The sequence below is a fragment of the Eubacterium sp. CAG:156 genome, assembly GCF_000434315.1.
Lineage (GTDB): Bacteria > Bacillota > Clostridia > Lachnospirales > Lachnospiraceae > Eubacterium_U > Eubacterium_U album.
Genome location: NZ_FR878166.1, coordinates 24,278 through 38,028, shown reverse-complemented (window position 1 = coordinate 38,028; position 13,751 = coordinate 24,278). Strand labels below are relative to the sequence as shown.

At 33.3% G+C, this 13,751-nt stretch carries 11 protein-coding genes; 9 read left to right on the top strand and 2 right to left on the bottom strand.

Annotated elements, in window-relative coordinates; all coding sequences use genetic code 11:
• Window positions 1-158: 158 nt before the first annotated feature.
• The gene (locus ABMA45_RS07380; RefSeq protein ID WP_022089248.1) at window positions 159-644 is read right to left on the bottom strand and encodes an acyl-CoA thioesterase; all 486 of its coding nucleotides are present in this window, start codon (window positions 642-644) and stop codon (window positions 159-161) included.
• 277 nt (window positions 645-921) lie between these two features.
• Here ABMA45_RS07380 and trpS point away from each other — a divergent pair, with 277 nt between their 5' ends.
• Window positions 922-2,004, top strand: coding sequence for a tryptophan--tRNA ligase (trpS, locus tag ABMA45_RS07375; protein WP_022089247.1), 1,083 nt, complete (start codon window positions 922-924; stop codon window positions 2,002-2,004).
• A 250-nt stretch (window positions 2,005-2,254) separates the two neighbouring features.
• Here trpS and ABMA45_RS07370 read toward each other — a convergent pair whose 3' ends face one another.
• Window positions 2,255-2,935, bottom strand: a complete 681-nt coding sequence (locus tag ABMA45_RS07370) for an HAD family hydrolase (RefSeq protein ID WP_022089246.1) — start codon at window positions 2,933-2,935, stop codon at window positions 2,255-2,257.
• A 365-nt stretch (window positions 2,936-3,300) separates the two neighbouring features.
• Between ABMA45_RS07370 and ABMA45_RS07365 the strand changes: the two genes are divergently transcribed.
• The 8 genes from ABMA45_RS07365 to dnaK all read left to right on the top strand — a co-directional run bounded on the left by ABMA45_RS07365 (window position 3,301) and on the right by dnaK (window position 13,682).
• Entirely contained in the window at window positions 3,301-4,152 is an 852-nt protein-coding gene (locus tag ABMA45_RS07365) for a MurR/RpiR family transcriptional regulator (protein ID WP_022089245.1), read from the top strand.
• Between the two features lie 105 nt (window positions 4,153-4,257).
• On the top strand, window positions 4,258-4,914 hold the full coding sequence (gene rpiA, locus ABMA45_RS07360; RefSeq protein WP_022089244.1) for a ribose 5-phosphate isomerase A: 657 nt from the start codon (window positions 4,258-4,260) through the stop codon (window positions 4,912-4,914).
• A gap of 62 nt (window positions 4,915-4,976) precedes the next feature.
• The gene (locus ABMA45_RS07355) at window positions 4,977-5,948 is read left to right on the top strand and encodes a Gfo/Idh/MocA family protein (protein WP_022089243.1); all 972 of its coding nucleotides are present in this window, start codon (window positions 4,977-4,979) and stop codon (window positions 5,946-5,948) included.
• A 412-nt stretch (window positions 5,949-6,360) separates the two neighbouring features.
• Window positions 6,361-8,175 (top strand): translation elongation factor 4, encoded by a 1,815-nt coding sequence (lepA, locus tag ABMA45_RS07350; RefSeq protein ID WP_022089242.1) that lies wholly within the window; start codon window positions 6,361-6,363, stop codon window positions 8,173-8,175.
• Window positions 8,176-8,234: 59 nt separating this feature from the next.
• Entirely contained in the window at window positions 8,235-9,593 is a 1,359-nt protein-coding gene (gene hemW, locus ABMA45_RS07345; protein WP_022089241.1) for a radical SAM family heme chaperone HemW, read from the top strand.
• Between the two features lie 423 nt (window positions 9,594-10,016).
• Window positions 10,017-11,057, top strand: a complete 1,041-nt coding sequence (gene hrcA / locus ABMA45_RS07340; protein ID WP_022089240.1) for a heat-inducible transcriptional repressor HrcA — start codon at window positions 10,017-10,019, stop codon at window positions 11,055-11,057.
• A 13-nt stretch (window positions 11,058-11,070) separates the two neighbouring features.
• Entirely contained in the window at window positions 11,071-11,712 is a 642-nt protein-coding gene (grpE, locus tag ABMA45_RS07335; RefSeq protein WP_022089239.1) for a nucleotide exchange factor GrpE, read from the top strand.
• A gap of 86 nt (window positions 11,713-11,798) precedes the next feature.
• Window positions 11,799-13,682: a molecular chaperone DnaK gene (gene dnaK / locus ABMA45_RS07330; protein ID WP_022089238.1), complete on the top strand. Its 1,884-nt coding sequence runs from the start codon at window positions 11,799-11,801 to the stop codon at window positions 13,680-13,682.
• Window positions 13,683-13,751 lie beyond the last annotated feature (69 nt).

Sequence of the window (13,751 nt, the reverse complement as noted above, 5' to 3'; positions counted from 1 at the left end):
ATATAGTGTTTGAGAAAAGAGAGCCTTTAATAATGGGATGGAACAGAAAATAAAAAATTGTCAAGTGAAAAATAAATTAATTTAATTAAGTGAAATATATTTTATTTGAATGCAATTATAAATTTAAAGAGAAAAATATATTGCATATGTGAATGAAATTAAAAATCATTCTTCATCTTGATTCGGTTTTCTTTTCGTTTAAGGGCACAGTCCCACTCGGCCTGCTGAAATTCATTTTCAATGATAAGCGGTGGAACTTTTGTTGGTCTGTTATTAGCGCCCATTGCAACCATTACAAAGAAAGCTCTGTTAATAGGGTGACGCATTCCTTCATTATTTTCAACATAAGTATCTATGCGAACTTCCATTGAAGTGTTTCCGGTATATGTTACATAACCGATAATTACCAGCAAATCATTTACATAGGCTCCATCTTTAAAGTCTAAATGGTCGATTGCAGCAGTTGTTACATTATTGCAACCGGAATGGCGCTTTGCAACAATTCCGGCAATTTCATCAAGCATGGAAAGTAATGCTCCACCAAATAAACGACCGCCACCATTTAAATCACATGGCTTTATTACATGTACCTGCTCAGTCCTTGAAAAAGAAACTGTTTTTCCATTAATATTTTTTCTATTCATATATAAACACGCTCCTTTGTTACATCGTACGAGTAAAATTATTTTATAACATATCAGGTTATTAAGGAGATATCCTGATAACAAATTTATTATAATACACATTTTGTTTTATTATCTTTATTTTAATCATAAAAATTAATTTATCAATCAAAATGAAAATATATTTTACAAACTTTCCCATAAAGAGTATTTGTGGTATAATGTGAAAATGTTAGTGTTTGAGGAAAAACAGTAATTTATAAAATTAAAATGATATAGAAGATAGGAAATAGTAGTTATGGGAAAAATTATTTTAACAGGTGACCGTCCAACAGGAAAACTTCATGTAGGACATTATGTAGGTTCATTAAAAAGACGAGTAGAGTTACAGAACTCAGGTGAATTCGATGATATTTTTATCATGATTGCAGATGCACAGGCTTTAACGGATAATGCAGATAATCCTGCAAAAATCAGAGACAATATCATGGAAGTTGCACTTGATTATTTGTCAGTAGGAATTGACCCTGCTAAGTCTAATATATTTGTGCAGTCAGCAGTTACAGAATTAACAGAATTAACATTTTATTATATGAATTTGGTTACAGTATCTAGATTGCAGAGAAATCCTACTGTAAAATCAGAAATTCAGATGCGTAATTTCGAAACAAGTATTCCTACTGGATTTTTCACATATCCAATCAGTCAGGCTTCAGATATTACAGCATTTAAGGCAACAACAGTTCCTGTAGGAGAGGACCAGATGCCTATGCTTGAACAGACAAGAGAGATTGTTCACAAGTTTAACTCAGTATACGGGGAGACACTTGTAGAACCACAGATTCTCCTTCCTGATAATAAGGCATGCTTAAGACTTCCGGGAATTGATGGAAAGGCTAAGATGAGTAAGTCTCTTGGAAATTGTATCTATCTTTCAGAAGATGAGAAGGAAGTTAAGAAGAAAGTAATGTCTATGTTTACAGACCCTGATCATATCCGTATCGAAGATCCGGGTAAGATTGAAGGAAATACAGTATTCACATATTTGGATGCATTTTCAAATGAAGGACATTTTGCAGAATATCTTCCTGAATATGCAAACCTTGATGAATTAAAAGCTCATTATCAGAGAGGTGGACTTGGGGATGTTAAGGTTAAGAAGTTCCTTAACAATGTTATCCAGGAAGAACTTTCTCCAATCAGAGCACGTAGAAAAGAATACGAAAAAGACATCGAAGGTGTATACGAAATCCTTAAAAAAGGAACAGAAGTTGCACAGGAAAGAGCAGCACAGACTTTAAGCGAAGTTAAACATGCAATGAAGATTGATTATTTTGAAGATCCTGAATTTTTAAGTGAACAGATTAAAAAATATAAATAAGATTTAGAAATATAAAAACCACATCAGATATACTATTTTTAAAGTTAACTAAAAGAAAATAGGTAAAGATGTGGTTTTTGTTTTAAATTAAAGTGAACAAAAATTTCATATCTGAGTTATAAAGCTGTTTAAATTCTCCGAAATAAAAGTTATTTAAAGTTTAATAATAAAGTTGGTCAAATTCTCCAAGTAAAGTTATTTAAAACTCAAAAATAAAAAAAGTTAATTAATTTACAAAAATAAAACTCATTTAAATTCCCAAAATATCAATAACATCTAATCCCGTTTCTACAATATATGCGGGAATGGATTCGTACTCAGGTTCAGGATATTTTAAGTCAGGTATGCAAATAGAAGGAATATTTGCATTCTTTGAAGCTAATAAACCATTTTCAGAATCCTCCAATATAAGAGCAGCTTCTAAGGAAACATCTACTGATTTCCATGCTTTAAGAAAAATTTCAGGGTTTGGTTTAGATTCGTTAACTTTGTCACCACCAATAACGAAACTAAAATATTTATCAATTCCTGCACGCTTTAAATATTTTAATACAATTTCAGTTTTAGTGGATGAAGCAACTACACATGGAATGTTTGCGGCAAATAGAGCCTGCAAAAGCTCTTTTATTCCGGGCTTAATCTGAACTCCGTTTTTTTCAATTATATAATTCACCTGTTTTCGGGTCTCGCTAGAGATTATCTCATCAGGATAATCAGAACCGTAAATATCATAAAGAGTACGTTTGAGATTCTCTCCGGCAATACCTAATGTTTTTACATAATTTTCTTTTCTTTGTTTATAACCGTATTTTTCTAATATAGGAGCCTGAGTTTCCATAAACAACTTTTCCGTATCAAAAAGCAGCCCGTCCATATCAAAAATAACAAGTTTAGTTTTGGTCTTTAGTTCTCTATTTTTACAAATAATCATATATAATGCTCCAATTCATAATAAAAATAATCGAATACTTAAATGATAGTGATAAAGGCATAGATGTTACAAGTTCTGAGGCATATTATGATACTTTCATCACATCTAAAATAAATCATAAAATAAAAATTTAATTAGGTCAAAATATTTATTAAAAAATTAATAAATGTGAAGTGAAAAAATTATTCCCATTTTAAAGTGGGCAAAGTGGATTTTAGTCTTACAAAAATTAATAAACGTGGTAGGAAAATAAATCTTTCATAAGAAAAGAAATCAAGAAAATAATTTTCATAAAAGACATTGACGTGAAAATAATTATTATGTATTATAAAGATATGAAAATGATTTTCACGAAAGGGAATAAGATGAAAAAAAATATTTCGGTAATTGAAAATATAAACAGATTATATGACTCGTTTTTTGAACAGGAAAAAAAGATAGGAAATTACATACTTAGCAATTATAAAGAAGTTGTAAATATGACAATTTCAGAATTAGCTAAGAATAGTGGAACAAGTGTAGCAAGTGTTTCACGATTTTGTAAAAAGTGTGACGTGGACGGATTTCACCATTTAAAGATTGCACTGGTTAGAGAAATTGTTGAAGGTGATAACAACATACCGGTTTCTAATGATATTACAAGAGAAGATATCGGACAGTCATTACAAAATATTTTGGCAAATAAAATAGAAGAAATGAAGCAGACCATTTCGTTAATAGATACAAAAGAATTTGATAAGATTCTTGAAAGCATACAGAATGCGGGAATTGTACAGTTTGTTGCAGTAGGAAATACGATTCCTGTAGCTTTAGATGGCGCATATAAGTTTAATGAAATTGGAATCCGCTCTATGGCAGGAAGCATATGGGAAACTCAATTATCATTTTCTATGACTTTAAAAGAGCAAGATGTGTTAATTGCAATTTCTAACACAGGAGAGTCGAAGCAGGTTCAGAAAATGGTTGAGGCCGCAAAGGAAAATGGAGCAACAACCATTGGCATTACAAATAATCCCGATTCGACTATTGCAAAGACGGTAGACTATCATATACAGACGGCTACCAGAGAAAAATTATTCTTAAATGAGTTTTATTTCTCAAGAGTATCAGCAACAACAATTATAGAAATTCTATATTTGTTTTTAACAGTAGGACAGCAGAAAAGTTATGAAAGATTAAGCAAATGTGAAAATCTTATGGCAGATGAAAAATTATAAGAGGAGGAAACAAAATGAACGAAGTTCATTTTCTATAAATGTTTCCGACGAATAGCCGCCGACCGAAGGGAGGGGGCAATACATATTAACAGGAGGAATTATAAAATGAAACAAAAATGTGCAAAAGCAGCTTATGAAATGATTAAAGATGGAATGGTTATAGGACTTGGTGGAGGAAGAACAATAGCTTTTCTTATTGAAGAACTAAAAAATGGAAATAAGAAAGTTAAAGCAGTTACACCTAGCGAAGATACAATGAATTTATGTGTCAAAGCAGGAATAGAAGTATTACCGTTAGAATTTGTTAAACAAATTGATATTGCGTTTGACGGATGCAATGAGATTGACAAAAATCTTAATGCGTTAAAGACTGATGGCGGAATTTTTACAAGAGAAAAAATAGTAGCTGTTATGGCAAAAGATTATGTGATATTAGCGGATGAAGAAAAATATTCAGATGAGTTAACATTTGAACATGCAGTTGCAGTGGAAGTAATAAAAAGTGCAAAAGAATATGTTAAATCTAAATTAGAAGAAATGGGAGCAAAAGTAGAAGAACGTTCAACAGAAATGAAAATGGGAACTTTAGTAAGTGATGACGGAAACTATCTTATGAATGCGTACTTTGAAAAAGGGCAGGATGTAAAAGCATTAGATGAAAAATTAAAGCACATAACAGGCATAGTAGAAACATCATTATTTTATAATATAGTGTCAAAAGCATTAATTGCAGGAGAAAGTGGCATTCGTGTAATAGATTAAAAGATTGTGGTGTTATACAAAAGCAATTTGAAAAATGTGGATATTAAGTTAGGAGGATAATCATGAGTAATTTAAACTGGGGAATAGTTGGTACAGGATGGATTGGCAGTGAAATGGCAGAGGCTTTGTGGGCAGTAGATGGAACTGTTTATGGAGTGTGTGGAAGTTCGCTTGAGAAGGCTGAAAATTTTGCCAAAGAATATAAAATAGAACATGCATATAATGATTTAGATGAAATGCTATCAGATAAGAATATTCATATAGTATACATTGCGACTCCACACAATATGCATTATGAAATGATGCTTAAATCATTAAAGTCAGGAAAGCATGTATTTTGTGAAAAGGCAATTACGGTAAACAGCAGACAGTTAGAAGAATGCGTCAAGGTGGCAAAGAAAAATAATTTAGTTATATGTGATGGCGTGACACTTCTTCACATGCCTTTATATAAGAAGATAAAGAAAATGATAGAAGATGGTGAAATAGGAAAGGTAAAAATGGTGCAGGTTAATTTTGGAAGCTGCAAGGAATATGATGTAAATAACAGATTTTTCTCAAAATCATTAGCAGGTGGGGCATTGCTTGATATAGGAGTATATGCAGTATCATTTGCCAGATATTTTATGGAAAGCAAACCAAATGTTATTCTTACTACTGCAAATTATTTTGAAACAGGAGTTGATGAAACAAGTGGAATTATTTTAAAAAATAATGATGGGCAAATGTCTGTTATTGCACTTACAATGAGAGCAAAACAACCAAAAAGAGGTGTTATTTCAGGAGAAAAGGGATATATACAGATAGATGAATATCCAAGAGCTCAAAAAGCAACAATTACATATACTGCTGACGGACATACTGAGGTTATAGACGAAGGTGATACGAAAAAAGCACTTCAATATGAAGTTATGGATATGGAAGAATATATTAATAATAATTCAGGACAGGAAAATCTTCAGATCGTAAGAGATGTAATGGAAACTCTTACTTCAGTTAGAAATCAGTGGGGAATGGTTTACGATTTTGAATAAGTAAAATTATGTAATGCCACAAGTTATAGATTAAAAGCCACTATATGCTTATGATAGTATATTTTTTTAGTAGATATTTGATTATTTACCTTTTCTACGTTAAAGAATACTATTGTTGCATGAGGTGGCTTTTAAATTATTGTAAGGTCTCGACATATAAAATTTATCAGGAATAAAAGTAATCCCGTTGTTCTGGGAAACTAAATGAAGAACAACATATTCGTCATGTGTTTCGTATATATATCTTGACTCAAAATTACCAACCTCATTACATAGTTTATCTGAAATAACACGATGGAAAATAGTTTTATAATATGCTATAATGAGCGTTAGTGTGGAAAAGTATGCATTATATTTAAAATAGAACATAATTAAACAAGAAACCAATATAAAACAACATGGAGGAACAACAGTGGCTCACATTGATCAGAGTAAAATAAGAAACTTTTGCATTATTGCCCATATTGACCATGGAAAGTCAACTTTGGCAGATAGAATTATTGAAAAAACAGGATTGTTAACAAGCAGAGAAATGCAGGCACAGGTTCTTGATAATATGGAACTAGAGAGAGAACGTGGAATAACGATTAAGTCACAGGCAGTAAGAACGGTATATAAGGCAAAAGATGGAGAAGAATACATTTTTAACCTTATCGATACACCGGGACATGTCGATTTTAACTATGAAGTATCACGAAGCCTTGCAGCATGTGATGGTGCAATCCTTGTTGTCGATGCAGCACAGGGTGTAGAAGCACAGACTTTGGCAAATGTTTATATGGCACTTGATCATGACTTGGAAGTATTCCCTGTTATCAACAAGATAGATTTGCCTAGTGCAGATCCTGAAAGAGTTATAAATGAAATAGAAGATGTAATCGGACTTGAAGCTCATGATGCACCACTTATTTCAGCAAAAACAGGATTAAATATAGAAGAAGTATTAGAACAGATAGTGGAAAAAATACCGGCACCACAGGGAGATGTTGACGCACCACTTCAGGCATTAATATTTGACAGCTTATATGATGCGTATAAGGGAGTTATTGTTTTTTGCCGTTTAAAACATGGTGTTGTAAAAGCAGGTATGAATATAAAAATGATGGCTACGGGAGCAACAGCAAATGTAGTTGAAGTAGGATATTTTGGAGCAGGACAGTTTATTCCATGTGATGAACTTAGTGCAGGCATGGTTGGATATATTACAGCCAGCATCAAAAACGTAAAAGATACGCGAGTAGGTGACACTATTACTAATGCAGATAATCCTTGTGCAGAACCACTTCCCGGATACAAAAAAGTTAATCCTATGGTTTACTGTGGACTTTATCCGGCAGATGGAGCAAAATATCCTGATTTAAGAGATGCTCTTGAAAAATTACAGTTAAATGATGCAGCTTTGCAGTATGAACCTGAAACATCACTTGCATTAGGATTTGGCTTCAGATGCGGATTTTTAGGATTGCTTCATTTGGAAATTGTACAGGAAAGACTTGAGCGTGAGTACAATCTTGATTTAGTTACAACTGCACCTAGTGTTATTTACAAAATATATAAAAATGATGGAAGTGTTATAGAACTTACAAATCCTTCTAATTTGCCTGACCCAAGTGAAATTGAGCATATGGAAGAACCTATTGTTCATGCGGAAATAATGGTAACAACTGAATTTATCGGTGCTATTATGGAATTATGTCAGCAAAGAAGAGGAACATATATAGGAATGGAATATGTAGAAGGTTCAAGAGCATTACTCGAATACGATATTCCGTTAAATGAAATAATATATGATTTCTTTGATGCACTTAAATCCCGCTCAAGAGGATATGCGTCATTTGATTATGAATTGAAAGGATATGAAGCAGCTAAGTTAGTTAAACTTGATATTCTTATTAATAAGGAAGAAGTGGATGCACTTTCATTTATAGTTCCGGATGTTACAGCATATGAACGAGGCAGAAAAATGTGCGAGAAACTTAAAAATGAAATACCACGTCAGTTATTTGAAATTCCAATTCAGGCAGCAGTTGGAAGTAAAGTAATTGCGAGAGAAACAGTTAAGGCAATGCGAAAAGATGTTTTAGCTAAATGTTATGGTGGCGATATTTCACGTAAGAAAAAACTTCTTGAAAAACAGAAAGAAGGAAAGAAGAGAATGCGTCAGGTTGGTAACGTTGAAATACCACAGGAAGCATTTATGGCAGTACTCAAATTGGACGAAGATTAATATAAAAGGTCTCTTTGCAGCAGGCAGAGGGACCTTATTAGTTGAAAAGAGAGGTAAAAATGAGCAAACATTTAGAAATATATATCCATATTCCGTTTTGCGTAAAAAAATGTGATTATTGTGATTTTCTCTCCGACAGGGCAGATTGCAAAACTAAAGAGGAGTATGTGGATGCGTTAATAAAAGAAATTGAATTGTCAAAAAATATTTTGAATGGATATGAAGTAGATTCAATCTTTTTTGGAGGAGGAACCCCTTCTATATTGGAATCACATTTATTTGAATGCATAATGAATGCAGTAAAAAAATATGCAAATATAAATGAAAATACAGAAATAACGATAGAATGTAATCCGGGCACTTTGACAAGAGAAAAATTAGAAGTTTACAAGAAAACCGGAGTGAACAGATTAAGCATAGGACTTCAGTCAGCAAATGATGATGAATTAAAAAGCATTGGAAGAATACACACATGGCAGGAGTTTTTGGATAATTATCGAATAGCAAGGGAATGTGGATTTGACAATATTAACATTGACTTAATGAGTGCACTTCCGGGACAAACGATTTCATCATATAAAGAAACTCTAGAAAAGGTAGTTGCCTTGAATCCAGAGCACATATCGGCGTATAGCCTTATAGTAGAAGAGGGCACGATAATGTATGACAGGGTAAATGAAGCAGCATTGCAGGGAAAGGATATACTTCCTGATGAAGATACTGAGCGTGAAATGTATTACATGACAAAGAATATCTTAGAAGAAAATGGATATCACAGATATGAAATATCAAATTATAGTAAAGAAGGCATGGAATGCAGACATAACGTAGGATATTGGCAGAGAAAAAATTATATTGGCTTTGGAACAGGAGCAGCTTCTTTATTAGAAAATGAACGATATAATAATATTTCAGATTTAAATAAGTACATTGCTTTCATAAATGAAATATACAATTGCGAAGATAATATGGATGAAATGACAGCTTTTCAATATGGTAGTGAAGAAATGATGGATTATTTATTTGAAGATGAAAATGATTATGAATTTGAAAATAATAATCAACAATCAAGAGAAGATGAATCTGTATTCAAAGAAAAAATTTATCAAAAGGAAAGTGATAATGATACAGACTTTGATACTGGTTATAACAGATTGGGTTCAATTCATAAAAATATTGAAAGACTCTCTAAAAATGATCAGATGGAAGAATTTATGTTTTTAGGCCTTAGAATGATGGAAGGAGTAAACAAAACTAAATTTGAAACACTTTTTAATAAGAAAATAGAAAACGTATACGGTAATGTCTTAGAAAAACTCACACAGGAGAAATTATTGAAAACCGAAAACGACAATATAAAACTTACCGAAAGAGGAATTGATGTAAGCAATGTAGTATTATCAGAGTTTTTATTATAATATGGAAAATATTCTATTTAATACTAATAAAAATCATAGCACAAACCAGATAGATGTATATAATACCGAAAGAGCATTTGCCGCCGTCGGTTCAATGTTCCATCATATGGAATGACTAGAACCGAAGGTTCTAATGTCAGACCATATGGTGGAACATTAGAACTGCTACGAGTGGCAAGCAGCGAAAGCGTTCTTTCGATATTATATACATTTTTAATTGCAAGCAGCGAAAGCGTTCTTTCGATATTATATACATCCTTAAGGTTTGTGCTATTTTTCTATGTTCACAAATTATTTACAAAAGTTTCTATAATTTTTTTTGCAAAAATGTTGACAAATAATATGGTGGGTGCTATTTTAATTTATGAAAGATGTTAGCACTCAAAACTAACGAGTGCTAATAAAGTAGAAAGGAGATGGAATATGGAACTGACAGAGAGAAAAGTAAAAATATTACAGGCAGTCATTCGTAACTATTTGGAAACAGGCGAGCCCGTTGGTTCAAGAACCATTTCTAAGTATACAGATCTTAACTTAAGTTCAGCAACCATTCGTAATGAGATGGCTGACTTAGAAGAGATGGGATATATAGTTCAGCCTCATACATCAGCAGGACGAATTCCTACAGATAAAGGTTACAGACTTTATGTTGACGATTTAATGAAAGAAAAAGTTCAGGAATTAGACAACAGAGAAAAGAAAGTAACTGAAAGAGAAAACCTTTTATTTGAAAAGGTTGATAAGGTTGAAACCCTTCTTCAGAATATGGCGAAGATGCTTGCAACCAATACTAATTATGCAACAATGATTTCAACATCAAGGGATAACGAAGATAAGATAAAATTCATTCAGTTGTCACTTATGGATGACAATCAGATTTTATGTATTGTTGTTTCGGGAAGAAACAGAGTAGTAAACAAGATTATAAAAGTTAAAGACCAGATTAATGAAGAAATGGTTTTGAGACTTAATGTGGCACTCAATACAAGTCTTGCAGGATTAGCAGTTGAGCAGATTAACATAGCTGTTATTTCAACACTTACATCTAATGCAGGTGAACATAAAGAATTAGTAACAGATGTGTTACAGGCAATTACAGAAGCCATTGCATCAGAAGCACAGATGAAGATTTATACATCAGGTGCAACGAATATTTTGAAGTATCCTGAATTAAGCAGTAACGAGAATGCAAGTTTGTTGCTTTCAACATTTGAAGAAAAGAAGCCATTAACCAATTTGGTAAATGATAATGAAACAGGAATTCAGGTTTATATCGGTGAAGAAACTCCGGTAGAAGGAATGAAGGATTGTAGTGTTGTAACAGCAACTTATGAATTAGAAGATGGCATTAAAGGTACCATCGGAGTTATAGGTCCGAAGCGAATGGATTATGAGAAAGTTGTAGAGACATTAAGAACAGTTAAGGGCCAGTTAAGCGATGCTTTCAAGAAGGAAGACGAATAGAAAGGAAGGTCCAATGGAAAAGAATATTAACGATATGCCTGAAGAAGAAAAGGTAGAAAAATCTGAAACTGAAGAAGAAACAGTAGAAGATACAAATGAAACAGTAGAAACTGAAAAAGAAACAACAGAAGATACTAAAGAAGATAAAGACAAAAAAGAAGCAGAAGATAAAAATTCTTCAGACAAAAAAGAAAAGAAAAAAATATTTGGAAAGAAAGATAAGAAAGACCAGCAGATAGAAGAGTTAACTGATAAACATCAAAGACTTATGGCTGAATTCCAAAACTATAGAAACCGTAGCGAAAAAGAAAAATCAGCAATGTTTGAAGTTGGTGCAAGATCAATTATTGAAAAACTTCTTCCGATTGTGGATAACTTTGAAAGAGGTATCGCAGCATTATCAGAAGAAGAACAAAAATCACCAACAGGTCAGGGAATGAATTTAATATATAAGCAGTTGATGACAGCATTTGAAGAAATGGGAGTTACAGTCATTGAAGCTAAAGGCCAACAGTTTGATCCGGAATTACACAATGCAGTAATGCATGAAGACAATGACGAATTAGAAGAAAATGTTGTTGTTGAGGAATTCCAGAAAGGCTATAAATATAGAGACAGTGTTATAAGACATAGCATGGTTAAGGTAGCTAATTAATTTTACAAATAAGAAATTATTTAACATATATTTGAACTCGGAAAACCGAGAAATAAGAAAATTATCAATTTAGGAGGAAATATATCATGGGAAAGATTATTGGTATTGACTTAGGAACTACAAATTCATGTGTAGCAGTTATGGAAGGTGGAAAACCTACAGTTATTACAAATGCAGAAGGTGTTAGAACAACTCCATCAGTAGTAGCATTTGCAAAATCAGGTGAAAGATTAGTTGGTGAAACAGCTAAACGTCAGGCAGTTACAAACGCTGACAAGACAATCTCTTCAATTAAGAGACATATGGGAACAGATTACAAAGTAGCAATTGATGATAAGAAATATACACCACAGGAAATTTCAGCAATGATTCTTCAGAAGTTAAAAGGTGATGCTGAAGCTTACTTAGGTGAAAAGGTATCAGAAGCTGTTATTACAGTACCTGCTTACTTCAATGATGCACAGAGACAGGCAACAAAAGATGCAGGTAAGATTGCAGGACTTGATGTAAAGAGAATTATCAACGAGCCAACAGCTGCAGCATTAGCTTATGGTCTTGATAATGAAAAAGAACAGAAGATTATGGTATACGATTTAGGTGGTGGTACATTTGATGTATCTATTATCGAAATTGGTGATGGTGTAATCGAAGTATTATCAACTTCAGGTGATAACAGACTTGGTGGTGATGACTTTGATGAAGCAATTACAAATTATATGATTTCTGACTTCAAGACAAAGACAGGTGTAGACCTTACAACAGATAAGATGGCACTTCAGAGAATTAAAGAAGCAGCAGAAAAAGCTAAGAAGGAACTTTCTTCAGCAACACAGACAAACATTAACATCCCTTACATTACAGTAACAGCTGAAGGACCACAGCATTTTGATTTAACTCTTACAAGAGCTAAATTTGATGAATTAACAAGAGCATTAGTTGAAAGAACAGCAGTTCCTGTACAGAATGCATTAAGAGATGCCGGAATTACAGCAGCTGAACTTGGAAAGGTATTATTAGTTGGTGGTTCAACAAGAATCCCTGCAGTACAGGATAAGGTTAAACAGCTTACAGGTCATGAACCATCTAAGAGTTTGAATCCTGATGAATGTGTAGCAATCGGTGCATCAATTCAGGGTGGTAAACTTGCAGGTGATGCAGGCGCAGGCGAAATCTTACTTCTTGATGTTACTCCACTTTCATTATCAATTGAAACAATGGGTGGTATCGCAACAAGATTAATTGAAAGAAATACAACAATTCCTACAAAGAAGAGCCAGACATTCTCAACAGCAACAGATAACCAGACAGCCGTTGATATCAACGTAGTACAGGGTGAAAGACAGTTCGCAAGAGATAACAAGAGCCTTGGACAGTTCAGACTTGATGGAATCCCACCAGCAAAGAGAGGTGTTCCACAGATTGAAGTTACATTTGATATTGATGCAAATGGTATCGTAAATGTTTCAGCTAAGGATTTAGGAACAGGAAAAGAACAGCACATTACAATTACAGCAGGTTCAAATATGTCTGATGAAGATATCGATAAGGCTGTAAAAGAAGCTGCTGAATTTGAAGCACAGGATAAGAAACGTAAGGAAGGCATTGATGCTAAGAATGAAGCTGATTCAATGGTATTCCAGACAGAAAATGCTTTGAATGAAGTTGGTGATAAGATTGATGCAAATGATAAGGCAGCAGTTCAGGCTGACATCGATGCATTAAAGGCTGTAATTGCTGAAATTACAGATGACCAGAACATCACAGATGCTCAGATTGAAAGCTTAAAGAATGGAAAAGAAAAATTAATGGAAAGCTCACAGAAAGTATTCTCAAAGATGTATGAACAGGCTCAGGCACAGGCTGGAGCACAGGGAGCAGGTCCTGATATGGGAGCACAGGGAGCTTACCAGGATCCTAATGCAGGAGCTGGAGCAGATGATGTAGTTGATGGTGACTATAAGGAAGTATAATCTGAATACACATATAGCACTGGGTTATAGAATATGATAGAATGTATCCCGTCCGGGTTTAGCCCGGAC